The sequence below is a fragment of the Streptomyces sp. NPDC088810 genome, assembly GCF_044750305.1.
Classification (GTDB): domain Bacteria; phylum Actinomycetota; class Actinomycetes; order Streptomycetales; family Streptomycetaceae; genus Streptomyces.
Genome location: NZ_JBIVJQ010000003.1, coordinates 350,408 through 372,301, shown reverse-complemented (window position 1 = coordinate 372,301; position 21,894 = coordinate 350,408). Strand labels below are relative to the sequence as shown.

At 72.7% G+C, this 21,894-nt stretch carries 22 protein-coding genes and 2 pseudogenes; 12 read left to right on the top strand and 12 right to left on the bottom strand.

Annotation, left to right across the window (positions count from 1 at the left end; genetic code table 11):
- Positions 1-41: 41 nt before the first annotated feature.
- The 6 genes and pseudogenes from ACIP4Y_RS12550 to ACIP4Y_RS12525 form a co-directional block, all read right to left on the bottom strand.
- Positions 42-1,343: a cytochrome P450 gene (locus ACIP4Y_RS12550; protein ID WP_401392505.1), complete on the bottom strand. Its 1,302-nt coding sequence runs from the start codon at positions 1,341-1,343 to the stop codon at positions 42-44.
- 94 nt (positions 1,344-1,437) lie between these two features.
- On the bottom strand, positions 1,438-2,040 hold the full coding sequence (locus ACIP4Y_RS12545) for an ATP/GTP-binding protein (protein WP_358645797.1): 603 nt from the start codon (positions 2,038-2,040) through the stop codon (positions 1,438-1,440).
- Positions 2,015-2,387: pseudogene (locus ACIP4Y_RS12540) on the bottom strand (DUF742 domain-containing protein). Before ACIP4Y_RS12540 ends, ACIP4Y_RS12545 begins: the two are co-directional and overlap by 26 nt.
- The gene (locus ACIP4Y_RS12535; RefSeq protein WP_401391503.1) at positions 2,384-2,785 is read right to left on the bottom strand and encodes a roadblock/LC7 domain-containing protein; all 402 of its coding nucleotides are present in this window, start codon (positions 2,783-2,785) and stop codon (positions 2,384-2,386) included. Before ACIP4Y_RS12535 ends, ACIP4Y_RS12540 begins: the two are co-directional and overlap by 4 nt.
- Entirely contained in the window at positions 2,782-3,984 is a 1,203-nt protein-coding gene (locus ACIP4Y_RS12530) for an ATP-binding protein (RefSeq protein ID WP_358645803.1), read from the bottom strand. The genes ACIP4Y_RS12535 and ACIP4Y_RS12530 overlap by 4 nt, the downstream gene beginning before the upstream one ends.
- Positions 3,985-4,208: 224 nt before the next feature.
- Positions 4,209-5,333: a PLP-dependent cysteine synthase family protein gene (locus tag ACIP4Y_RS12525; protein WP_401391500.1), complete on the bottom strand. Its 1,125-nt coding sequence runs from the start codon at positions 5,331-5,333 to the stop codon at positions 4,209-4,211.
- A 306-nt stretch (positions 5,334-5,639) separates the two neighbouring features.
- Between ACIP4Y_RS12525 and ACIP4Y_RS12520 the strand changes: the two genes are divergently transcribed.
- The 7 genes and pseudogenes from ACIP4Y_RS12520 (at position 5,640) to ACIP4Y_RS12490 (ending at position 11,215) form a co-directional block, all read left to right on the top strand.
- Positions 5,640-5,963 carry a hypothetical protein gene (locus ACIP4Y_RS12520; RefSeq protein WP_401391497.1) on the top strand — a complete coding sequence of 108 codons (324 nt, stop codon included), beginning with the start codon at positions 5,640-5,642 and terminating at the stop codon, positions 5,961-5,963.
- A 229-nt stretch (positions 5,964-6,192) separates the two neighbouring features.
- Positions 6,193-6,607: pseudogene (locus ACIP4Y_RS12515) on the top strand (ATP-binding protein); the annotation flags it as partial.
- Between the two features lie 1,771 nt (positions 6,608-8,378).
- Complete coding sequence (locus tag ACIP4Y_RS12510; protein WP_401391494.1) at positions 8,379-8,954, top strand: TetR/AcrR family transcriptional regulator; 576 nt, start codon at positions 8,379-8,381, stop codon at positions 8,952-8,954.
- A gap of 5 nt (positions 8,955-8,959) precedes the next feature.
- Entirely contained in the window at positions 8,960-9,349 is a 390-nt protein-coding gene (locus tag ACIP4Y_RS12505; RefSeq protein ID WP_401391491.1) for a cupin domain-containing protein, read from the top strand.
- Positions 9,350-9,364: 15 nt separating this feature from the next.
- On the top strand, positions 9,365-9,949 hold the full coding sequence (locus ACIP4Y_RS12500; RefSeq protein ID WP_401391488.1) for a DUF4865 family protein: 585 nt from the start codon (positions 9,365-9,367) through the stop codon (positions 9,947-9,949).
- On the top strand, positions 9,946-10,857 hold the full coding sequence (locus ACIP4Y_RS12495) for a phosphotriesterase (RefSeq protein ID WP_401391485.1): 912 nt from the start codon (positions 9,946-9,948) through the stop codon (positions 10,855-10,857). Before ACIP4Y_RS12500 ends, ACIP4Y_RS12495 begins: the two co-directional genes overlap by 4 nt.
- Positions 10,858-10,972: 115 nt before the next feature.
- Positions 10,973-11,215: a DUF1272 domain-containing protein gene (locus tag ACIP4Y_RS12490; protein ID WP_401391482.1), complete on the top strand. Its 243-nt coding sequence runs from the start codon at positions 10,973-10,975 to the stop codon at positions 11,213-11,215.
- Here the strand turns inward: ACIP4Y_RS12490 and ACIP4Y_RS12485 are convergent.
- Together ACIP4Y_RS12485 and ACIP4Y_RS12480 are read right to left on the bottom strand one after the other, a co-directional pair.
- Positions 11,212-12,459, bottom strand: coding sequence for an ROK family protein (locus ACIP4Y_RS12485; protein ID WP_401391479.1), 1,248 nt, complete (start codon positions 12,457-12,459; stop codon positions 11,212-11,214). The two genes, ACIP4Y_RS12490 and ACIP4Y_RS12485, sit on opposite strands and share 4 nt — an antisense overlap.
- 47 nt (positions 12,460-12,506) lie before the next feature.
- Positions 12,507-13,157 (bottom strand): alpha-ketoglutarate-dependent dioxygenase AlkB family protein, encoded by a 651-nt coding sequence (locus ACIP4Y_RS12480; RefSeq protein WP_401391476.1) that lies wholly within the window; start codon positions 13,155-13,157, stop codon positions 12,507-12,509.
- 67 nt (positions 13,158-13,224) lie between these two features.
- Between ACIP4Y_RS12480 and ACIP4Y_RS12475 the strand changes: the two genes are divergently transcribed.
- A complete protein-coding gene (locus tag ACIP4Y_RS12475) occupies positions 13,225-14,358 on the top strand; it encodes a methyltransferase (protein WP_401391474.1) in 1,134 nt (377 codons plus the stop codon).
- On the opposite strand, the gene ACIP4Y_RS12470 is transcribed toward ACIP4Y_RS12475, so the two are convergent.
- Positions 14,359-15,219: a ketose-bisphosphate aldolase gene (locus ACIP4Y_RS12470; RefSeq protein ID WP_401391471.1), complete on the bottom strand. Its 861-nt coding sequence runs from the start codon at positions 15,217-15,219 to the stop codon at positions 14,359-14,361. It abuts the gene before it with no gap.
- A 33-nt stretch (positions 15,220-15,252) separates the two neighbouring features.
- On the bottom strand, positions 15,253-16,134 hold the full coding sequence (locus tag ACIP4Y_RS12465; RefSeq protein ID WP_401391468.1) for an SIS domain-containing protein: 882 nt from the start codon (positions 16,132-16,134) through the stop codon (positions 15,253-15,255).
- Positions 16,135-16,264: 130 nt separating this feature from the next.
- Here ACIP4Y_RS12465 and ACIP4Y_RS12460 point away from each other — a divergent pair, with 130 nt between their 5' ends.
- Positions 16,265-17,044: a DeoR/GlpR family DNA-binding transcription regulator gene (locus ACIP4Y_RS12460; protein WP_358645827.1), complete on the top strand. Its 780-nt coding sequence runs from the start codon at positions 16,265-16,267 to the stop codon at positions 17,042-17,044.
- 15 nt (positions 17,045-17,059) lie between these two features.
- On the opposite strand, the gene ACIP4Y_RS12455 is transcribed toward ACIP4Y_RS12460, so the two are convergent.
- Complete coding sequence (locus ACIP4Y_RS12455; RefSeq protein WP_401391464.1) at positions 17,060-17,455, bottom strand: luciferase family protein; 396 nt, start codon at positions 17,453-17,455, stop codon at positions 17,060-17,062.
- A 459-nt stretch (positions 17,456-17,914) separates the two neighbouring features.
- On the opposite strand from ACIP4Y_RS12455, the gene ACIP4Y_RS12450 reads away from it, so the two are divergent.
- From ACIP4Y_RS12450 to ACIP4Y_RS12440, 3 genes are all read left to right on the top strand, one after another.
- Complete coding sequence (locus tag ACIP4Y_RS12450) at positions 17,915-19,111, top strand: MFS transporter (protein WP_401391461.1); 1,197 nt, start codon at positions 17,915-17,917, stop codon at positions 19,109-19,111.
- Positions 19,112-19,250: 139 nt separating this feature from the next.
- The gene (locus tag ACIP4Y_RS12445; protein ID WP_401391458.1) at positions 19,251-20,612 is read left to right on the top strand and encodes an aminopeptidase C; all 1,362 of its coding nucleotides are present in this window, start codon (positions 19,251-19,253) and stop codon (positions 20,610-20,612) included.
- 54 nt (positions 20,613-20,666) lie between these two features.
- Entirely contained in the window at positions 20,667-21,407 is a 741-nt protein-coding gene (locus ACIP4Y_RS12440) for a maleylpyruvate isomerase family mycothiol-dependent enzyme (protein WP_401391455.1), read from the top strand.
- 7 nt (positions 21,408-21,414) lie between these two features.
- Here the strand turns inward: ACIP4Y_RS12440 and ACIP4Y_RS12435 are convergent, their stop codons facing one another.
- Positions 21,415-21,813 (bottom strand): MarR family winged helix-turn-helix transcriptional regulator, encoded by a 399-nt coding sequence (locus ACIP4Y_RS12435; RefSeq protein WP_401391452.1) that lies wholly within the window; start codon positions 21,811-21,813, stop codon positions 21,415-21,417.
- Positions 21,814-21,894 lie beyond the last annotated feature (81 nt).

The window sequence follows — 21,894 nt, the reverse complement described above, 5'->3', positions numbered from 1 at the left end:
GTCATGCGCCTGACAGTGTTGCTCCCGTCACATGCCGCACATCAGACCCGGAAGATGTCCAGGAAGCTGCTCCAGAAGCCCTTCTTCCTGGCCGGCTCCTGCCGTGCGGCGGCGACCGGAGCCGTGGGCAGCGGCTGCTCCGGCGCGGCGACGGTACGGTTCTGCAGCGCGGAGACCATGCGGGTGGCCGGGGTCGGGCTGAAGGCCACGGGCAGCGCGACGAGGGCCCGGTGGAACGGCCCGGGCCGCCATTCCAGCTCCTTCTCGTGGACCGCCAGCGTCAGGTCCGGCAGCGCGTTGAGGATCTTCTCGATCGCGGTGACGGCGATGACCTGCGCCGGGTCCTTGGCGGGGCAGGCGTGCGGACCGGCTCCCCAGGCCAGATGGGCGCCCTTGCTGTGCATCCGGCGGGCCTCGGCCAGCGCGGGGTCGCTGTTGGCCGCGGCGAAGCTGATGACGACCGGCGTGTTGGCCTGCGCCACCACTCCCCCGAGGTCGACGTCCTGGACCGGGTAGTGGGTGGCGTAGTTGGCGATCGGCGTCTGGTTCCACAGCACGTGATCGATCGCCTCCTCGATCAGCAGGCCGGAGTCGCGCCCGCTCGTGTCGGGCGACAGGAGCAGGAGCAGGGCGTTGCCGATGAGGTTGCGCTCGGGCTCCACGCCGGCGCCCATCAGCATGACCAGCTGGTCCTTGAGTTCCTCGTCGGTGAGTCCCGCGGGGTGCTGGATCAGCCAGGAGGTGACGTCGTCACCGGGCCGGCGGCGCTTGAGCGCGATCAGCTCCATGAGGCAGGCGGTGAGCTCCTCGTTGGCACGCAGGGCGTCCTGGCCGTCGAAGATCGCCGATATGGCGCTGGTGAGGGTGTCGCCGATGTCCGCCGGGCAGCCGAAGAGCTTGTTGAACAGCAGCAACGGCAGCAGCTTGGCGTAGTCGTTGAGGAGGTCGGCCCGGCCCCGCTCGCTGAACTGGTCGATGAGGTAGTCGGCGAGGGGCTCGACGTCCCGGCGGATCCGGGTGATGTTGAGCCGGGCCAGGCTGTCCGTGACGGCCTTGCGCAGCCGCAGGTGCACGGCACCGTCGGTGAACAGGCAGTTCGGCCGGTATGCCATCATCGGCAGCACCGGGTTGTCCAGCGGGATGTGCCCTTCGTTCAGGGCCTTCCAGCGGCGGGCGTCCCGGGCGAAGAGCGTGGAGTTCTGCAGCACGCGCAGGGCCGTCTCGTGGCCGACGACCAGGGTGGCGTCGACACCCGGTGCGAGTTCGACCGGCCCGGCGGGACCGTGGGCGCGCAGCCGGTCGTAGACCTGGTGGGGGTCGGCGGCGAACGCGGCGTCGTGCATGGGGCATCTGCCGCCGGCGGGGGCGGGGGCTGATTGGCGGTCCATGAAGTTCCTTCTGCTGGCTCCGGGCCGGTGGTCCGGGGGGATGGGGGTGTCAGGCGGCTCGGGTGAGCAGGTGACGCACGAGCGCGATCAGCGCGTGGGCGGAGGACTGCCGGTCGCGGGCGTCGCAGTAGACGACGGGCGTGTCCGGGAGCAGGTCGAGGGCCTCGCGCACCTCCGCCTCCTCGTAGGCCCTGCCCGGCTGGAAGCTGTTGACGGCGATGGCGTACTCGAGGCCGTACCGCTCGACGAGGTCGATGACGGGGAAGGTCTCCTCCAGCCGGGCGGGGTCGACCAGGAGCAGCGCGCCCAGCGCGCCGCGCGCCATGTCCTCCCACAGCTGCATGAACCGCTGCTGGCCCGGGGTGCCGAACAGGTACAGCACGAGGTCGTCGCTGAGCGTCAGCCGGCCGAAGTCCAGCGCCACGGTGGTGGTGGTCTTGTCCGTCACGCCCCTGAGGTCGTCCACGTGGAGCGACGCCTGCGTCATCTTCTCCTCGGTGCGCAGCGGGGTGATCTCCGACAGCGAGCCGATGAAGGTCGTCTTGCCCACGGCGAAGTGCCCGACGACCAGGATCTTCGCAGCGTTGGTCACCGCACTGGAGACGTATATGGATCCGGGGGCCGTCTCAGCCGATGAGGGATTGGAGTCCATTCAGAACCTTTTCCAGGGTCGCTCTGTCAACGTTCTGAGCCCGGGGCGGCTCGGCGCGGCGCAGCAGGTGGCCCTGCTCGGATAAGTCGGTCAGCAGCAGCCGGGCCACCCCCACCGAGTCCCAGGTGGCCGGCCACCTCGGCGACCGACAGGTAGCCGCCCGCGCACAGCTTCCAGATCGCCGTCACCTCGGGGCCGGCTCCCAGCGGGGGTGTCCGGTCGGGAGCCAGGGTGACCAGGGTGTGCAGCGCCAGGTCGTCAGCAGCCGGCAGGGTCCGGCCGCCGGTGATGACGTAGGAGCGGACGAAGTCGCTGGTGACGGAGGCTTCCTCGCCGGGGCTCGTCATGCGCCCACGCCGTTGTCCGAGCGCGGCGCCACACTCATCGCCTTGCTCAGGGCGGACACCGTCTTCTGCATGCGGAAGGACATCGCCTCCATGTCGACGTCCAGCGCGGCCGAGACGGCGAGGTAGGAGCCCTGGCCGGCCGCGATCAGGAAGATCCAGCCGCCGTCGTACTCCAGCAGCGTCTGCTTCCAGATCCCGTGTCCCGCTCCCACGAACCCGGCGACGGCCCGGCTGAGCGACTGCATGGAGCTCATCGCGGCGGCGTTGGTCTCGGCATCGTCCCGTGCGATGTCGTCCGAGCGCTGCAGCAGCAGGCCGTCGCCCGAGACGAGGATCGCGTGCCGGGCTCCGCGTACCTCGAGTACGTCGTTCAGCACCCAGGACAGGTCGATGTTCACTTGTTGTCAGGTCCTTCCGTGGTGTTCGTGGTGCGCCCGAGCTGAGTTCCGCGCGCGAACGCCCCGAGCCGCGACGCCGTCACCTCGCTGACCGGCTCGGACGGCGCCTGCCGGCCGCCGGCGTCGAGGGACGGGACCACCGTGACGGGGCCACCGCGCCGCCGGCGCTTGGGCAGGCCTCCCGAGGTCGTCCCCACCACGTGCGAGGGGCCCACGACCGGGACCGGCGCCAGCCGCTGGGGGGCCGCCTCCCGGCCCTCGTCGTCCTGGACGTCGGCCGCGGGGGACGGCGCGTCGGCCGCGAGGAGACTTTCGGGCACACGAATCACTGCACGCACTCCGCCGTAGGGGGACACGGAGCCGACGGAGACGGCGAAGCCGTAGCGGGCGGCGAGCATGCCGCACACGGCGAAGCCGAACCGCGGCGGGTCGCCGAGACCGGTGATGTCGACGGGACCGTCGACCGACAGCAGCGCCGCCGCCCGGTCCTTGGTCTCCTGGTCCATGCCGAGCCCGGCGTCGTCCACGATGAAGCACACCCCGGTCGGTACGGACTGGATGTTGACCTCGACGGGGGTGCCGGGCGCGCTGTAGTTCGTCGCGTTGTCCAGCAGCTCGGCCAGGACGACGGCCACCGGCTCGACCGCCTTGCCGACGAGGGAGACGTTGACCTGGGAGTGGACGCTGACCCGGTCGAAGTCCTTGATCCTGCCCTGGGCGCTGCGCGCGACGTCGTACACCGTGGCGGCGCGCTCGCGGCGGCCCAGCCAGCCGCCGCACAGCACGGAGATGCCCTTGGCGCGGCGGCTGAACTGGCTGCCGGTGTGGTCGACCGTCATCAGGTCGGCCAGCACCTCGGTGGTGTCGCCGTACTTCTTCAGCAGGCTGTCCAGGAGCACCTGCTGTTCCTCGGCGAGCGACTGGAGCGTTCCCATCGCGGACTTCAGCACCGCCTTGGTCGCGGCCTCCGCGTCGGCGCGCACGTCCGCGAGGTCACGCTGGTGCTGCGCGGTCAGCGTGGCGATGTGCGCGTGGAGCTGACCGACATCGCCGCGGGCCTCCCCCAGCCCGGTCTCCAGATCCTTCCTCGTTCTTCGGAGCGCCATGTTGGTTCTCCGGGCCCGCATCACTGCGACGACCGCAGCGACGAGCACCACAATCAAGATCCACAGCAGTGGATCCTGGGTCAATGACGTCATGAGACTCTCTTCAAGTCGCATCGCGCCAGGAGCTGAGCAGCGCGACGGTGCCTTTGAGACTGTCCCCCAGACGCGTTCATGACACGCCGTCAGTCCACTGAAAAGTGGGATGATCTTATCAGTCACACAGGAGCAACCGGCTTGCCCAGAGCCTCAATTGAGACGACACCAAACCCACACAGCCCCGCAACCCGCCCGTCGTACGACGGCTGCCAGGAAGTGGCTCAGGCCGGCCACGCACCCGTGGTCAGGAACGAGTCGAGCACAGCCGCGTACGGCGCGATGTCCAGGCCCTGCTCCGCGAGCCACGCGTCCGAGTAGTACTTGTCCAGGTACCGGTCGCCCGGGTCGCACAGCAGGGTGACGACACTGCCGGTACGCCCCTCGGCCACCATCTCGGCGACGATCTTCAGCGCGCTCCACAGACCGGTGCCCGTGGAGCCGCCCGCCTTGCGGCCGATGGCCCCCTCCAGCGCCCGTACGGCGGCGACGCTGGCCGCGTCCGGGACCTTCATCATCCGGTCGATCGCACCGGGCACGAAGCTGGGCTCCATGCGCGGCCGGCCGATGCCCTCGATCCGGGAGCCGCAGTCGCACGTGACATCCGGATCACCGCTGGTCCAGCCCTCGAAGAAACAGGAGTTCTCGGGGTCGGCGACACAGATCCGGGTGTCGTACTGCATGTAGTGGACGTAACGCGCGAGGGTCGCCGAGGTGCCGCCGGTGCCCGCCGTGGCGACGATCCACGCCGGCTCCGGGAACCGCTCCAACTGCAACTGCCGGAAGATCGACTCGGCGATGTTGTTGTTGCCGCGCCAGTCCGTTGCCCGTTCGGCGTAGGTGAACTGGTCCATGTAGTGGCCGCCGGTCTCCACCGCGAGGCGGGCGGACTCCTCGTACATCTTCCGGGAGTCGTCCACGAAGTGGCACTGTCCGCCGTGGAACTCGATCAGGCGGATCTTCTCGGCACTCGTCGTGCGCGGCATGACCGCGATGAAGGGCACGCCGATCAGTTTCGCGAAGTAGGCCTCGGAGACGGCCGTCGAGCCGCTGGACGCCTCGATCACCGGGCGGTCCGGGCGGATCCAGCCATTGCAGAGGCCGTACAGGAACAGGGAACGGGCGAGCCGGTGCTTGAGGCTCCCGGTGGGGTGGGTGGACTCGTCCTTCAGGTAGAGGTCGATGCCCCACCGCTCGGGCAGCGGGAAGCGCAGCAGGTGCGTGTCGGCCGACCGGTTGGCGTCCGCCTGGACCTTGCGGACGGCCTCTTTCAGCCAGACTCGGTAGGCGGCGACGCTGCGGTCGACGTCTAGGGTGGCGCCGGTGGTGGTCGGGGGGGTGGTGCTCACGGCGGGGCTCCTTACGCTGATCGCCGACGGCGCCTCACGCGGGCCGGCAGATCGAGCATAGGCACCTTTCAGACCGCTTCCCACCTGCATAAACGCATCTTTGGGCCGCCCAAAGACGCCCTGGGGCACACGCGTGCGAGGCCCTGGGGAGCGCACGGGCGCACGCGTTACGGGCCGCTGTCGCATGCGCCCCGTGCGTACTGGTGCTCCACGCCGTACCGGGGCAGACTGCACGCGACGGGACCACCGTCCCGAACGGGGGCGCACAGGGAACCGCACGGGAACACCGTAAGGGGGCGGCGAGACATGGCGGAGCCGGAGTTCACGGCCACCGGCGTGCGCATCGGCAAACGCCTGCGTTCGCTCACCCGGGCCGGACAGGTCCGGATCAGCGACGGCAGGCTGCAGTTGCTCACCAGCTACGGCAGCGAGATAGACAGCGCGCCGGTGCAGGCGGTGCGCGCGTCCAAGCCGTGGTTCGTGCCGGACGACCGGGCGCTGGCCGACGTCAACGGCACGCGGTATCTGCTGACGCTGGGCGAGCACGACCCCGCGCCCGGGCAGTCCGGGCCGCCGGCCGCCCGGCGGTTCGTCGAGGCGGTGCGCCGGGCGGCGGGGCGCGGCGGCTGAGGAGTCGTACACCGCCTACGGTGCGCAGCGGTCGGTCGCGGCGAGTTGCGGGAGTGCATCCGCTGCGCCACGCTGGTCTCACGTCACTCTGGGTTTACCGGCGATAACGCTGCGAACCAGCCCGCCGGCCACGACAGCAGGCGGACGTTTGGACGCAAGCACCCTGCTGGATCCGTTGTTCTCCGTGTTCTTCCGGTTCCTCCGGACCTCACATCGGGGAGTCGCAGCCGTGACCAGTCATCCAAGCAGGCACTGCACGGTGGAGCTCCAAGCCCTGCCGTCGCGGATCGGCCAGGTCCGCAGAATCGTATCTGCGCAGTTGCGCTACTGGCATCTGGACCCGTTGATAGACCGGGCCGCGCTCGGTGTGACGGAGCTGCTGAGCAACGTCCACCGGCACGCCAGGCCCGACAAGTCGTGCACCGTCGAGCTGGAGCTGCTGCCGGACCGGCTCACCGTCTCGGTGCGCGACCACGATCCGCGCCTTCCGGTGCCGGCCGACGCCCCCGACTCGGCGGACGCCACCCCGCTGGCCACCTGCGGGCGGGGCCTGGCGATGGTGGCCGCGGTCAGCGAGAGCTGGGGCGCGCGGCCGGACGGCGAGAACGGCAAGGTGGTGTGGTTCACCCTGCCGGCCACGGGAGAGCTGCGCAGCCATCCACCCCGGCCGCCACGGGGCACGACACGACCGGCACCGTCGGCTGCGGGAGCGGGGGTCGGAGCGGGGGCATCCGTGCCGGCGGCTGGGGCGCGGGGTTTGGTTTCGGCTGGGACCGGGGCTTCCGTTTCCGCTGGGTCCAAGGCTTCGGCTCCCGGCGGCTCCAGGGCTACGGTGCCGGCTGGCGCAGGGAGTTCGGTTCCGGCCGGGGCGGCGGCTTCGGTTTCGACCGAGGGCAGGAATGCAGTTCCGGCCGGGGCGGGGGCTTCGCTTCCGGCTGGTGCGGGGGCGTCGCTTCCGGCCGGGGCCGGGAGTTCGAGTTCGGCTACGGCAGGGGCTTCGGTTCCGGCTGGGGCCGGGGCTTCGGTTCCGACTGGGGCGGCGGCTTCGCTTCCGGCTGGGGCGGCGGCTTCGCTTCCGGCTGGGGCCGGGGCTTCGGTTCCGGCTGGGGCGGCGGCTTCGCTTCCGGCTGGGGCCGGGAGTTCGAGTTCGGCTGCGGCCGGGAGTTCGGTCTCGGCCGGGACAGGGGCTTCTCTTCCGGCCGGGGCGGCAGCTTCGGTTTCGACTGGCGCCGGGAATGCGGTTCCGGCTGGGGCGGCGGCTTCGCTTCCGGCTGGGGCCGGGAGTTCGAGTTCGGCTACGGCCGGGACTTCGGTCTCGGCCGGGACGGCAGCTCCGGTTCAGGCCGGGACGGCAGCTCCGGTTCAGGCCGGGACGGCAGCTTCGGTTTCGGCCGAGGGCAGGAATGCAGTTCCGGCTGGGGCCGGGGCTACGGTTCCGGTGGCGGTCGGCGTGGCGAACGGTGCCGCGCGGGCCGCGGTCGGGGCCGGTGCTGTGCAGGACGGTGGGGCTGTCGGCGAGGCCGGCGGCGCGGTGTCCGTCAGAGGTACGGCCCCGGTCGGTCGTACGGCACCCGTGCCCGGCCATGGCGCGACGGCGGCCCGAACGACGGTGCCGACGGGAAGCACCGCCTCCGCACCCGCTGGACGTACAACGCCAACGCCCGCCGGAAGCACGGTACCCGTCACCGCCACGCCTCCGGCACCGAGTCCGGCCCCTGCCCCCGCGGCGCGACCGGCGTCCCCCAGCACCGGGACACCGCCTCCCGCCAGGCCGGCGGTTCGCAGCTGACCGAGCGGCAACGTGCAGCACTGCGGCGGCAGATGACGCCCTGGACCCCAGGCAAGGGGCCGGGGCGTTCTCGCTGCGCCACGTCGGCCCGGGGTACGTCCGACCGGGCCGGTCGGAGCCCTGCGAGGATGCCGGCCAGGGCGGCGAGGGCGAGGCGGGAGGGACGGCGAACCCGGTGACGTTCGTGCCGCCGGACGCCTTCGACAGCACCCGGCCCAGGAAGGCGCCGCCGCCGGCCGTGCCCGACGCAGCGGCCAGGACCGCCTCCCAGCCGACAATGGGTCGCAAGGGGGCCCGCCTCCGGCCGACAGCGCGGAGCAGACCGAGTTCCGTTCGCCCCCGGCCGGGAAATGCACCCCCCGCCAGTACTCGTCCCCGTCGATCTCGCCGGAGGCGGAGCGGCGGCCGAGGACGGCGAGTGGTGCGTCACCCGCCGGGCGCCCCGTGTCCACCGGCCGTCAGGGGCCGCCGCGCCCGTGCCGGACGGTGCGGCGCCGATCACGGCGGTCGCGCAGACCGGCGGAGGAACTCCACATCTCGGCTCGTCTCCTCGGTCGGGGCCTTCGGCTGCTCTTCCGAGGCTTCCTGGCTGGTCTTCTGTAACTACTAGTATGTACAGTGAGCCCATGAGCACCTCGGAACGACTCATCGAGTCCACCCGCGAGCTGCTGTGGGAGCGCGGATACGTGGGCACCAGCCCCAAGGCGATCCTGGAACGCGCGGGGGCCGGTCAGGGCAGCATGTACCACCACTTCAAGGGCAAGCCGGATCTCGCCCTGGCGGCGATCCGGCGCACCGCGGACGAACTGCGGGCCACCGCCGAGGCGGTGCTCGACGGGCCGGGCACGCCGTACGAGCGCATCGAGGCGTACCTGCTCCGCGAGCGTGATGTGCTGCGGGGCTGCCCGGTCGGCCGGCTGACCATGGACCCGGACGTGATCGCGAGCGAGGAGCTGCGCGCGCCGGTCGACGAGACGATCGGCGCCATCCGCGACCGGATCTCCGAGATCGTCGAAGAGGGCAAGCGGCAGGGGCAGTTCGCGCCCGGCCTGGACGGCGCGGAGATCGCCGCCGCCGTCCTCGCGACCGTGCAGGGCGGCTACGTCCTCGCCCGCGCGTCCGGATCGCCCGCCGCCTTCGACGCCGGTGTGCGCGGTCTGCTCTCCCTGCTCGCCCCGCCGTCCCCCGACCAGGAGAACTGACTCACGTGCACATCACCCGACAGCGCCCCGACACCCGGCAGGGCCCGCCGGAGCACTTCACCGGCACGGTCTGGCTGGACGAGATAGCGGCTCCCCCGGCCCCCTCCCGGCTGCGGATGTTCAACGTCCACTTCGCCCCGGGCGCGCACACGGCCTGGCACCGGCACCCCCACGGGCAGGTGCTGCACGTCCTGGAGGGCGAGGGGCTGGTGCAGCGCAGGGGCGGTGCGGTCGAGGAGATCCGCGCGGGCGACACGGTGTGGATCGAGCCGGACGAATGGCACTGGCACGGTGCCGGGCCCCGCACCTTCATGACGCACCTGGCGGTCGTGGAGGCCGCAGCGGACGGCACGACGATCGAGTGGCACGCGCACGTGACCGACTACCCGGTCTGAGAAGGGAATTGTGACATGCACGCCATGCAGTACGAGTTCACCCTGCCCGCCGACTACGACATGGGGGTCATCCGCTCGCGCGTCGCCCGCGTCGGGCACCTGCTGGACGACTGGGACGGTCTCGGCATCAAGGCGTACGTGATGCGCGAGCGCGGGGTGAACGGCTCGCCGGTGAACCAGTACGGGCCGTTCTACCTCTGGGACACCATGGAAGGCATGAACAGCTTCCTGTGGGGCGGGGCCTTCCAGGGGCCGGTCAACGACTTCGGACGGCCCGGGGTCCGGCAGTGGACCGGTCTGGCGTTCGAGGAGGGCACGGCGACCGCCTCCGCGCCGGCGTTCGCCGTCCGGCGGCGCCAACCCGTGCCGGAGGGCGTGGAGTTGGCGTCCTTCATGGCTGACGCGGTGGCCGAGACCGGGAGACTGGCGGCGCAGGACGGTGCGGTGCTCGCGGCGGCCGCCGTGGACACGCGCGCCTGGGAGCTGGTGCACTTCTCCCTCTGGGAGAACGACACTCCGAGGGCCGACGGGGACGTCTTCGAGGTGCTGCACCTGTCCGCGCCCGGCCGGAAGCGGCTCCCGCGCGGCCGGCAGTGGTGAGCCGCGTCCGTACGGTCCTCGGAGACGTACGGCCCGGGGAGTTGGGCGTGTGCGACGCGCACGACCATCTCTTCCTGCGCAGCCCGCGGTTGCCGGGGCAGGAGCTGGACGACGTGTCCGCCGCGGGGGCCGAGCTGGCGGCGTTCCGCGCCGCGGGCGGAGCGGCCGTCGTGCAGTGGACGCCGTACGGGATGGGCCGGCGGGCAGCGGACCTGCCGGCGCTGTCGCGGACGACCGGGGTGGGGATCGTCTGCGCCACCGGGCTGCACCAAGCGGCGCACTATGACACCGAGTTGCTCGCCCGGCTGCGGGGCGGGCGGCTCGCCGCACTGTTCGTCTCGGAACTCACCGAGGGCATCGGTACGACCGGGGTCCGGGCCGGTCTGATCAAGGTGGCCGGCGGTTTCCACGGGCTCGACGCGCACGCCCGCTGGACGATGACGGCGGCGGCCGAGGCGCACCACGCCACCGGCGCGCCCGTCGCCGTGCACCTGGAGCTGGGCACCGGTGGACTGGACGTACTCGACCTGCTGTGCGACGAGTTGGGGGTGCCCGGCGAGCGGGTGATCCTGGGGCACCTGAACCGCTTCCCCGACCCGGTGCTGCACCGGCAGGCCGCCGCGTCGGGCTGCTGGCTGGCCTTCGACGGACCGTCCCACGCCCACCACGCCACCGACTGGCGGATGCCGGAGGCGGTACGGGCCCTGGCGGAGGCGGGGTTCGGGGACCGCCTCCTGCTCGGCGGGGACACGGTGGTCGCCGGCGCCCGCTCGGTCGACGGCGGGCCCGGGATGCCGTACCTGCTGCGCCGGGTGCGGCAGCGACTGACGGACGCGGTCGGCGCCGAGCTGGTGGAGCGCATCCTCGCCGAGCATCCGGGTCGGGCGTTCGGGGCCGACTGGAGGTGACCGGCCGTGGCCCGATCCGGTGGCTCTCTGTCCCTCCGGGCGGTGGCGCCGCAGGCCGTGGCCCGGAGGATGGGAGCCGACGACCACCGAACGCTGTCCGAAGGGACGGGAGAACATGGCTTTGGAAATGCGCGAGCGGTGCGAGCGCTGCGAGACCGCCGCACTGCCGCCGGACGCCCCGGCCCGCATCTGCTCGTACGAGTGCACGTTCTGCGAGGCGTGCGCAGCGGCCCTGGGGCAGGTCTGCCCCAACTGCGGGGGCGAACTGGTGCCGAGACCGCGCCGCACACCCGCGGCGGGAGGCGCCGGGAACACCGGGGTGAGCGAACCGGCCGGGCGGCCCGCCCCGTCGCGCTAGGCAGCCCCGGCCAGCGCCCCCAGTGGGTCGTCCAGTACCGGTTGCCAGGCCAGTTCGGCCGCGCCGACCAGGCTGTTGTGGTCCAGGGTGCACGGCAGGATGGGGACGCCGCCGCTCTGGCCCCACAGGCTGCGGTCGGCGACCACCGCGCGCAGCCGGGCCGGGTCCGCGTCCAGCAGGGTGCGGTGCAGGCCGCCGAGGATGATGCGGTCGGGGTTGAGGATGTTGACGAGGCCGGCCAGACCGAGGCCGAGGCGGTCGATGAGGGCTTCGGCGGCCATGCGGACGGCCGGGTCGTCGTACTGGGTGCGCAGCAGGTCGTTGGCCTGCTGGAGCAGCGACACCTCGGGGCCGGGCTCGCGGCCCGCCTCCACGAGCAGCGCCAGCGGGTCGGCCTCGACGTCCAGGCAGCCGCGGCTGCCGCAGTGGCAGGGGCGGCCCTCCGGGTTGACGGTGAGGTGGCCGACCTCCAGCGCGAGTCCCGAGCTGCCGGTGTGCAGGCGGCCGTCGAGGACGAGCGCGCCACCGACCCCCCGGTGCCCGGTGGCCACGCACAGCAGGTCGCGCGCGCCCCGCCCGGCGCCGTGCCGGTGTTCGGCGAGCGCGGCGAGGTTGACGTCGTTGCCCGCGAACGCGGGTCCGTCGATGCCGGCGGCGCGCACGCACTCCGCGAAGATCTCGCGGACGGGGGCGCCGACGGGCCAGGCCAGGTGCAGCGGGTTGAGGGCCAGGCCGGCGGGTTCGGCGACGGCGGACGGCACGGCGAGTCCGGCGCCGACACAGCGCCGGCCGGTGGTGCGCAGCAGCTCGGCGCCCGCCTCGACCACGGAGCCGAGCACCTTCGCCGGGTCGGCCTCGACGGTCTCGCAGCCGGGCGCGGTCGCCACGATGCGCCCGCCCAGGCCGACCAGCGCGGCCCGGAAGCCGTCGGCGTGGATCTGCGCCGCGAGGGCGACGGGCCCGTCCTCGGCGACCTGGAGCCGGTGCGAGGGGCGACCCTGGGAGCCGGCCGCCGCGCCGGGCCGGGCGTCCACCCGGATCAGGCCCAGCGCCTCCAGCTCGGCGGCCACCGCGCCGGCCGTCGCCCGGGTGACGCCGAGTTCGGCGGTGAGCACGGCCCGGGTCGGTGCCCGTCCGGTGTGCACCAGCTCCAGCGCGGGCCCGAGCGCGCCGCGCCCCCGGTCCAGCCGAGCCCTCGAGGTGGTCCTCTCCCCCGCTGTCCGGGGATCCGCCTTGCCGCTCATGAGGGCGAGTCTCCCATGATCCGCACCCGGTGTGGCCGCGCCGCCGACTACAGGCCGCTGACCCGCAGGGTGATGTTCAGCCGGCCGGCGAGGCCCAGCCGGGCCGGGCCCGTGCCCGGGCGGACGCGGGGCACGCCGTGGTAGGCGAACCGGGACGGGCCGCCGAAGACGAACAGGTCGCCGCTGCGCAGCTCCACGTCGGTGTACGGCTGCCCGCGTGTCGCGGTGTTGCCGAAGCGGAACACGCAGGTGTCGCCGAGGCTGAGCGAGACCACCGGCGCGTCCGTCTTCTCGTCGCCGTCGCGGTGCATGCCCATCCGGGCGTCGCCGTCGTAGAAGTTGATCAGCGCGATGTCGTACGGCGCGGCCGGTACGGCGTCCGGGCCGAGCGCGTCGGACACCGCACGGCGGCCCAGCTCCCCGAGCCGGTCCGGGAAGGGCTTCACCGGGCTGCCGTCACCGTCGACGACGGTGCGGGCGTAGGCGTACGGGTACCAGTGCCAGCCCAGGCAGACCTGCCGGGCGGTCATGGTGCCGCCGCCCGGGGTGCGGACGGTGCGCAGCCCGGCGGGCGGCCGCGCCCAGTCCCGGCAGGCGGTGAGCAGGGCGCGCTGCCGCTCGCCGTCCAGCCAGTCCGGGACGTGCACGGCGCCCGGCGCGACCTCCGTGCGCTCCCGGCCGAACAGCTCGTCCTCCATGCCCCCATCCTGCCCCACGGCCTCTGATCTGCGGCTCCGCTAGCCTGGACGCACGATGAGCGACCGTATGACGACACCGTGGGGCGAGGTCGAGCTGACCCGCTTCCCCGAGGACCCCCGCGACCCGCTGCGCGCCTGGGACGCCTCCGACGCGTACCTGCTGCGGCACCTGGACGAGGAGAAGGTGCCGCTCACGGGCACGGTCGTGGTGGTCGGGGACCGCTGGGGCGCGCTGGCCACCGCGCTGGCGGAGCACCGGCCGGTGCAGATCACCGACTCCTTCCTCGGCCAGGAGGCGACCCGGGCGAACCTGGCGCGGGCCGGCGTGGAGCCGGGTGCGGTGCGGCTGCTCACCACGCAGGACCCGCCGCCGGAGCGGGTGGACGTGCTGCTGGTGCGGGTCCCGAAGAGCCTGGCGCTGCTGGAGGACCAGTTGCTGCGGCTGGCGCCCGCCGTGCACGCGGACACGGTCGTGGTCGGCACCGGCATGGTGAAGGAGATCCACACCTCGACGCTCCAGCTGTTCGAGCGGATCCTCGGGCCGACCCGGACCTCGCTGGCCCGGCAGAAGGCCCGGCTGATCTTCTGCACCCCCGACCCGGCGCTGGAGCGGCCCGCGAACCCGTGGCCGTACAGCTACGCCCTGCCGGACGGCGTCGGCGCGGTGTCGGGGCGCACGGTGGTGAACCACGCGGGCGTGTTCTGCGCGGAGCGACTGGACATCGGCACCCGTTTCTTCCTCCGGCACCTGCCCGGCCCCGGCGCCGGGCGCGTGGTGGACCTCGGCTGTGGCAACGGTGTGGTCGGTACGGCGGTGGCGCTGGCCGATCCGGCGGCCGAGGTGCTGTTCGTGGACGAGTCGTTCCAGGCGGTGGCCTCGGCCGAGGCGACGTACAAGGCGAACGGGGTGCCGGGGCACGCCGAGTTCCGGGTCGGGGACGGGCTGGCCGGGGTGGCGCCCGGCAGTGTGGACCTGGTCCTGAACAATCCGCCGTTCCACTCCCACCAGGCGACCACGGACGCCACGGCGTGGCGGATGTTCACCGGGGCGAAGCGCGCGCTGCGGCCGGGCGGCGAGCTGTGGGTGATCGGCAACCGCCACCTCGGTTACCACGTGAAGTTGCGGCGGTTGTTCGGGAACAGCGAACTGGTGGCCTCGGACCCGAAGTTCGTGGTGCTGAAGGCGGTCAAGAGAGGGTGATCAGCGCCCCGTCCGGGACAGCACTCCGATGATCCGCCGTACCTCCGAAGCCATCGCCTCCCGCCCCACGCTGAGGTACTGGCGCGAGTCGACGGCCTCGGGACGCGCGGCGAGGAATTCCCTGATCGCACCGGTCATGGCCGCATTGAGCGCCGTGCCGATGTTGACCTTGGTGATGCCGCCGCCGACGGCCGCGACGAGTCCGCCGTCCGGCACCCCGGAGGAGCCGTGCAGGACGAGCGGCACGGACAGCGCGGCGGACAGCCGCTTGAGCAGGCCGAGGTCGAGCACGGCGGTGCGGGTGGTCATGGCGTGCACGCTGCCGACGGCGACGGCCAGGGCGTCGACGCCGGTACCGGCCACGAAGTCCCGCGCCCGGGCCGGGTCGGTGCGGGCGCCGGGCGCGTGCGCGTCCAGCGGGGGTCGGCCGTCCTTGCCGCCGATCTCCCCCAGCTCTGCCTCGATCCACAGGCCTCGGGCGTGCGCCCAGTCGGCGGCGGCGCGGGTCGCGGCGAGGTTGCCGGCGTACGGCAGGCGGGCCGCGTCGAACATCACGGAGCTGAACCCGGCGTCGGACGCCTGGCGCAGCAGGTCGTCGCTCTGCACGTGGTCCAGGTGCAACGCGACGGGTACGGCGGCCCGTTCGGCGGCGGCGACGGCGGCGCGGGCCAGCGGCAGCAGCCGTCCGTAGCGGAACTTGACGGCGTTCTCGCTGACTTGGAGGACCACGGGGGAACCGGCGGTTTCGGCGCCGGCGATGACGGCCTCGATGTGTTCCAGGGTGATGACGTTGAACGCGGCGACGGCGGAGCGGGCGGCGGCGGCCCGGGTGATCAGCTCGCCGGTGGACGCGAGGGGCACGTGAGGTGTCCTTCCGGGACGGGGCCGGCGGGTTCAGGGGGCGAGGATCACCGAGCGGGTGAGGTGCCGCGGCCGGTCGGGGTCGAGGCCCCGGGCGGCGGCGACGGCGACCGCGAGCCGCTGTATCCGGACCAGTTCGGCGAGCGGGTCGAGTGCGCCCTGGAGCCAGCGCCCGCCGGTGGCGCGGACCTGTTCGGCCAGCCCGTCGGGCGCGGTGCCGAGCATCCAGGTGGCCGTGCCCGCGGTGGTGACGCTGATCGGGCCGTGCCGGTACTCCATCGCCGGGTAGGCCTCGGTCCAGGACAGGGAGGCCTCGCGCATCTTCAGTCCGGCCTCCTGGGCGAGACCGACGGTCCAGCCGCGCCCGAGGAAGGTGAACTGCGTGCAGGCCACGAGGCCTTCGGGCAGTGGGGTGGCGAGGGCGGTGCGCGCGTCGGCGACGACGGTGTCCGTGTGCAGGCCGAGGTGGGCGCGCAGCAGGGTGAGCGCGGTGGTCGCGAACCGGGTCTGGACGACGGAGCGTTCGTCGGCGAAGTCCAGGACGACGAGGTCGTCGGCGGCCGGCCCGACCGGGGTGTGGGGGTCGGCGGTGACGGCGGTGGTACGGGTCCGGCCGCTCAACCGGTCCAGCAGCTCCAGCACTTCGGTGGTGGTGCCGGAGCGGGTGAGGGCGAGGACCCGGTCGTACGACCGCCCGTACGGGAACTCGGAGGCGGCGAACGCGTCGGTCTCGCCCTGTCCGGCGCCCTCGCGCAGGGCGGCCACCGCCTGGGCCATGAAGTACGAGGTCCCGCACCCGACGACGGCGACCCGCTCCCCCGGTTCCGGCAGCGCGCCCCGGTGCCGCCCCGCCTGCTCGGCCGCCCGTGTCCAGCACTCGGGCTGGCTGTTCAGCTCGTTCTCGACATGGGTCATGGCCCACACCCTCCCCTAGCTGATTGTTCCTGCAAGATATAGCGATCTTTCGAGCACAATCAAGCATTCGCGCGCAGGGACGGGTGCGCTAGGGTCACCGCAGAGAGATCGGGGAACGGAGGGCCACGCGATGTCCCGGGACGCCCGTTGGAAGGCGCTGCTGGAACTGCTCGTCGAGCGCGGCCGCCTGGAGGTCGAGGAGGCGGCGGCCGAGCTGGAGGTGTCGGCGGCCACGATCCGCCGCGACTTCGATCAGCTCGCCGAACAGCAGATGCTGGTCCGCACCCGGGGTGGGGCGGTGGTGCACGGGGTGTCGTACGAACTCCCGCTGCGCTACAAGACGGCCCGGCGCGCCTCGGAGAAGCAGCGCATCGCCAAGGCGGTCGCCGAACTCGTCGCCCCGGGCGAGGCGGTGGGGCTGACCGGCGGCACGACCACCACGGAGGTGGCCCGCGCCCTGGCCGTGCGCGGGGACCTCGGCACCGGCTCACCGGCCCTGACCGTCGTCACCAACGCGCTGAACATCGCCAACGAGCTCGCCGTGCGCCCCCAGTTCAAGATCGTGGTGACGGGCGGGGTGGCGCGTGCGCAGTCGTACGAGCTCATCGGGCCGCTCGCCGACGGGGTGTTGAGCCAGATCACGCTCGACGTGGCCGTGCTCGGTGTCGTCGGTTTCGACGTCACACACGGGGCGGCGGCGCACGACGAGGCGGAGGCCGCGATCAACCGGCTGCTGTGCGAGCGCGCCGAGCGGGTGGTGGTGGCCGCCGACTCCAGCAAGCTGGGCCGGCGGGCGTTCGCCCGGATCTGCGGGGCGGAGCTGGTGGACACGCTGGTGACGGACACGGCGGTGGACCCGGAGACGGTACGGCGGTTCGAGGAGGCAGGCGTCCACGTGTTGACGGTGTGACCCGCGCCGGCCGGCTCAGAAACGGCGCAAATCGGCCTTCACGAACCCCGCACCCCGCTGGTCGTTGCAGCCCGTCGCCGCACGGTCGGCCGGGTCGGGCCAGCTCTGCTGGGCCTGGAGCGCCACGCTCACCAGCGTCAGCAGCAGGTCGACGTCGCTGGCCGCGTCCAGGCGCAGGGTCACCCACTGCGAGCCGGGCACGATCCGGATCGCACCCGAGTCCCTGAGGTCCTTGGCGAACCGCCGGATGGCCCGGTCGGTGAGCCGCAGGTCCACATCCCGCTCGGAGTGGAAGTGGACGACCTCACCCTGGACCGAAGTCACCGCCCGCCCCAGGCCGCAGCTCGGGACGGCCCGTCTCAGGTCCGGCCAGGTCGCCAGTTGCGCGAACGCGCGCGAGGCCAACGTCATGGGCCCATCATGACGCGCTCACCCGCCCGCAACCAGCTCGTGAGCGAGCATTAACCAACCTGTATCCACCACACGTTCAACAATCCGCACACGAATCGCCCTCTCGAACAGGTCCACTCCGGATCCTTCAGGGCTTGTTCCTGCGGTCGCGCCACCTCCGCGGTACGGCGCGCAGGGCCGCTAGCGTCCCGGGACGCGCCACGAACTCCGCCAACGCGTCGGCGTCGGCGGCACACAGCCGGCGGAGCGCGACCGGGCACGGCATCCGGAGTCGGGGGGCCGGCGGTCGGCCGGTAGGGCACCGAGCAGCGAGAGCCCCTCGTCGGGGGCGCCGTGCGCCGCGTACCGCCGCGGACAGTCCAGCATCAGCCCGGCCGGCGACTCGGACCGCTCGTCACCCGGCCCAGCAGTCGGCGGCACTCCTTGCCCATCTCCCCGCCCACCCCCTACCCTGACTTTGTGCCGCAAATAAACAAAACCCGTTCGCACAGTGTCGTGCCGGGTCCGGGGCTCGGTGCGTTGCGGGCGGCGATCACCGCCTTCTTCGCGCTGGACGGTTTCCTCTTCGCGGGGTGGGTCGTCCGGATCCCCGACATCAAGCACCAGACGCACGCCTCGGCCGGTGCCCTCGGCCTCGCTCTGCTCGGCGTCTCCGCGGGGGCCGTGCTCACCATGACGCTGACCGGCCGGCTGTGCCGTCGCTACGGCAGCCATCCGGTGACCGTGGTCTGCATGGTGGTGCTCGCATGCAGCGTGGCACTGCCTCCGCTGACGCACTCGGCGCCGGTCCTGGGTGCCGTACTGCTGCTGTTCGGCGCGGCCTACGGCGGGGTCAACGTGGCCTTCAACAGCGCCGCCGTCGACCTGGTCGCCGCCCTGCGCAGGCCGATCATGCCCAGCTTCCACGCCGCGTTCAGCCTGGGCGGCATGGTCGGCGCGGGCGTAGGCGGGCTGGTCGCCGGCGCCCTCTCCCCGACCCGTCATCTGCTGGCGCTCACCGTGATCGGGCTGCTCGTCACGGCCGTCGCCGGGCGCACCCTGCTGCGCCACGAACCACCGGTGCCGCCGGAGCGGACACCCGGGTCGGCGGCGACGCCGGACGGCGGGCCGGGCAGGCGCGGGGTGGTCGTCGTCCTGGGGCTCGTCGCGCTGTGCACGGCCTACGGCGAAGGCGCGATGGCCGACTGGGGTGCGCTCCACCTCCAGCAGGACCTCGCGGCCACTCCTGGCACCGCGGCCGCCGGATACGCGTGCTTCGCGCTCGCCATGACCGTCGGCCGGCTGACGGGCACGGCACTGCTGGCCCGCCTCGGCCGGGCCCGTACCGTGATCGCCGGCGGCACCGTCGCCGCTGCCGGCATGCTGCTCGGCGCGCTGGCACCCTCCGCCTGGGCCGCGCTGACCGGATTCGCGGTCACCGGGCTGGGACTGGCCAACCTCTTCCCGGTCGCCGTGGAGCGCGCCGGCGCGCTGGCCGGCCCGTCCGGCGTCGCCGTCGCCTCCACCCTGGGGTACGGCGGCATGCTGCTCGGGCCGCCCGCCATCGGTTTCATGGCCGACTGGTTCTCCCTGCCCACCGCCCTCACCAGCGTGGCCGCGCTGGCCGCCGTCGCCGCCGTCATCGGAATCTCCACGCGCCGGGCGCTGGGCCGCTGACGTTCCCACGCGGCTGTCCGCAGCGCCTGTTCGATCGCTACCGCTCACCCTCGTTACTCCGTTGACTCCGGCCGAACGGCCGTGCGACGGTGAGGTTGCGCTCGTCTCGAGCATCCCGGGGAACTGGAGGCAGACCGCTGTGACCTTCGGAAACGATGACTCCCGCCAGGCCATGGACCGCAGTCTGACGCCGGATCAGCTGGAGCTGTTCGAGAAGGAGTTCGCCGCCCGCCCGGTGAACCGGCTGATGCAGAACGCGGTCACCCAGACGCCCGTGGACGACGTCGCCCTGGACCGGCGGGTGCTCACCGGCATCGACCACTCGGTCTCCCACCACCTGGACGACTGGAAAGCCACCAACCAGAAGCAGAGCGGCCGGTGCTGGATGTTCGCCGGGCTCAACCTGCTCCGGGTCGGCGCCGCGCGGAAGCTGGGCGTGAAGGACTTCGAGTTCTCCCAGAACTACCTGCTGTGGTGGGACAAGTTCGAGCGGGCGAACCACTTCCTGGAGGCGATCATCGATACCTCCGGCCGGGAGGTGGACGACCGCACGGTGGCGCACCTGCTGGCCGATCCGATCGGTGACGGCGGGCAGTGGAACATGTTCGTGGCCCTGGTCGCCAAGCACGGCCTGGTGCCCAAGTCGGCCATGCCGGAGACCGAGAGCTCCTCCTCGACCCGGGCGATGAACCGGGCCCTGCAGACGCTGCTGCGCCAGGGCGCCCGCGACCTGCGCGGCCTGGCCGGCGAGGGAGCCCAGGCCCAGCGGGCGCACAAGCGCGAGGTGCTGGCCGCCGTCCACCGGGTGCTCGGCATCCACCTCGGCACGCCTCCGCAGCGGTTCCTGTGGCAGTGGGAGGACAAGAACAAGGAGTTCCACCGCGACGGCTGGCTCACCCCGGCGGAGTTCGCCGCCGCGTACGTGCAGCTCCCCCTGGAGGAGTACGTCTGCCTGGTGCACGACCCGCGCGAGTCCAGCCCGGTCGGCCGTACGTTCACGGTCGAGTACCTGGGCAATGTCGTGGACGCCCCGCCGGTGGTCTACCTCAACGCGCCGATCGAGCTGCTGAAGCGGCTGGCCATGGAGACGATCGTCGGCGGCGAACCGGTGTGGTTCGGCTGCGACGTGGCCAAGATGATGCGCGCGGACGCCGGCGTCTGGGACGCCGCCCTCTTCGACTACGCGGCCGTCTACGACGCCCCCTTCACCCTGGACAAGGCCGACCGGCTGCTGCACCACGACACCCAGATGACCCACGCGATGCTCTTCACCGGTGTCGACGTGGTGGACGGGAACCCGCGCCGTTGGCGGGTGGAGAACAGCTGGGGCGAGGAGAAGGCCGACAAGGGCTTCTGGACCATGAACGACTCGTGGTTCGGCGAGCACGTCTTCGAGATCGCGGTCCGGCGCTCGGCGCTGCCGCCGGAGCTGGCCGCCGCCCTCGACCAGCCTCCGATCGTCCTCCCCGCCTGGGACCCCATGGGCGCCCTCGCGGACTGAGCGTCTCCCGTAATTCCCCCCGCTGGAGTGCACTCCATCCGGCACACTCGCCCCATGGAGACTGCCGAGTTCCTTGAGATCCTGGACCGCGAGGGCCGATTGCTGGCGGCGGCCGCCGCCGTGGCGGGCACCGACGCCAAGGTGCCGACGTGCCCGGAGTGGCAGGTGCGGGACCTGGTGCGGCACACCGGATCGGTGCACCGGTGGGCCGCCGCCCTGGTCGCCGACGGACACACCGCTCCCCGGCCCATAGGTGACCCGCCGGAGCTGGACGGCGCCGAGCTGGTGGACTGGTACCGGGACAGCCACCGGCTGCTGGTGGACACCCTGGCCGCCGCGCCCGCCGACGTGCGGTGCTGGACCTTCCATCCCGCGCCCAACCCCTCGCCGCTGGCCTTCTGGACCCGCCGGCAGGCGCACGAGACGACCGTGCACCGCTACGACGCCGAGGCGGCGCGCGGCGGTACGCCGTCCCCGATCGCCCCGGACTTCGCGGTGGACGGCATCGACGAGCTGCTGCGCGGCTTCCACGCCCGCTCCCGGAGCCGGCTGCGCAGCGAGGAGCCGCGTGTGCTGCGGGTGCGCGCGGTGGGCGCGGGGGCGGACGCGGTGTGGACCGTACGGCTGACAGCCGAGCCGCCGGTGACCGTGCGGGCGGCGGAGGGACCGGCCGAGGCCGAACTCTCGGGTCCCGCCGATCAGTTGTACCTGGCGCTGTGGAACCGTACAGCGGTGCCGCAGGTGACCGGCGACGCGTCGCTCGCTGCGCTGTGGCGGGAGCGCTCCGGGATCTGACGCCCGGTCAGCCGGCCTCGGACAGCATCCGGGCCAGCACCGCGCGCTGCACCGGCCGTACCTCGCCGTGCAGCGCGCGCCCCTTCTCCGTGAGCACCACCCGCACCCCGCGCCGGTCCTCCGGACACATGGCCCGCTCGACCAGGCCGTCCTTCTCCAGACGGCCGATGAGCCGGGACAGCGCGCTCTGGCTGAGGTGGACCCGGTCGGAGATGTCCTGGACCCGGTAGGCGGAGCCGCCGTCCGCCGCCATGCCCTCGGCCAGCAGGTCGAGGACCTCGAAGTCGCTCGCGCACAGACCGTGCCCGTGCAGTGCCCGGTCCAGCTCGCACTGGGTGCGGGCGTGCAGGGCCAGGATGCCCCGCCACTCCTCCACGAGCGCCTGCTCGGCCTTCTTCGCCGCCATGCCCGCACCGTAGCAGAGAACCGAGTTCATTGCACCGTAATTAAATGCGTTTGCATCTCATGCACGCGCATGTATTCTCAC

Excerpts from the sequence above, each read along its gene's own strand:
- ACIP4Y_RS12550 (WP_401392505.1), bottom strand. The coding sequence starts at position 1,343 with ATGCACGACGCCGCGTTCGCCGCCGACCCCCACCAGGTCTACGACCGG.
- ACIP4Y_RS12545 (WP_358645797.1), bottom strand. The coding sequence starts at position 2,040 with ATGGACTCCAATCCCTCATCGGCTGAGACGGCCCCCGGATCCATATAC.
- ACIP4Y_RS12530 (WP_358645803.1), bottom strand. The coding sequence starts at position 3,984 with ATGACGTCATTGACCCAGGATCCACTGCTGTGGATCTTGATTGTGGTG.
- ACIP4Y_RS12520 (WP_401391497.1), top strand. The coding sequence starts at position 5,640 with ATGGCGGAGCCGGAGTTCACGGCCACCGGCGTGCGCATCGGCAAACGC.
- ACIP4Y_RS12510 (WP_401391494.1), top strand. The coding sequence starts at position 8,379 with ATGAGCACCTCGGAACGACTCATCGAGTCCACCCGCGAGCTGCTGTGG.
- ACIP4Y_RS12500 (WP_401391488.1), top strand. The coding sequence starts at position 9,365 with ATGCACGCCATGCAGTACGAGTTCACCCTGCCCGCCGACTACGACATG.
- ACIP4Y_RS12490 (WP_401391482.1), top strand. The coding sequence starts at position 10,973 with ATGGCTTTGGAAATGCGCGAGCGGTGCGAGCGCTGCGAGACCGCCGCA.
- ACIP4Y_RS12485 (WP_401391479.1), bottom strand. The coding sequence starts at position 12,459 with ATGAGCGGCAAGGCGGATCCCCGGACAGCGGGGGAGAGGACCACCTCG.
- ACIP4Y_RS12480 (WP_401391476.1), bottom strand. The coding sequence starts at position 13,157 with ATGGAGGACGAGCTGTTCGGCCGGGAGCGCACGGAGGTCGCGCCGGGC.
- ACIP4Y_RS12475 (WP_401391474.1), top strand. The coding sequence starts at position 13,225 with ATGACGACACCGTGGGGCGAGGTCGAGCTGACCCGCTTCCCCGAGGAC.
- ACIP4Y_RS12465 (WP_401391468.1), bottom strand. The coding sequence starts at position 16,134 with ATGACCCATGTCGAGAACGAGCTGAACAGCCAGCCCGAGTGCTGGACA.
- ACIP4Y_RS12460 (WP_358645827.1), top strand. The coding sequence starts at position 16,265 with ATGTCCCGGGACGCCCGTTGGAAGGCGCTGCTGGAACTGCTCGTCGAG.
- ACIP4Y_RS12455 (WP_401391464.1), bottom strand. The coding sequence starts at position 17,455 with ATGACGTTGGCCTCGCGCGCGTTCGCGCAACTGGCGACCTGGCCGGAC.
- ACIP4Y_RS12440 (WP_401391455.1), top strand. The coding sequence starts at position 20,667 with ATGGAGACTGCCGAGTTCCTTGAGATCCTGGACCGCGAGGGCCGATTG.
- ACIP4Y_RS12435 (WP_401391452.1), bottom strand. The coding sequence starts at position 21,813 with ATGGCGGCGAAGAAGGCCGAGCAGGCGCTCGTGGAGGAGTGGCGGGGC.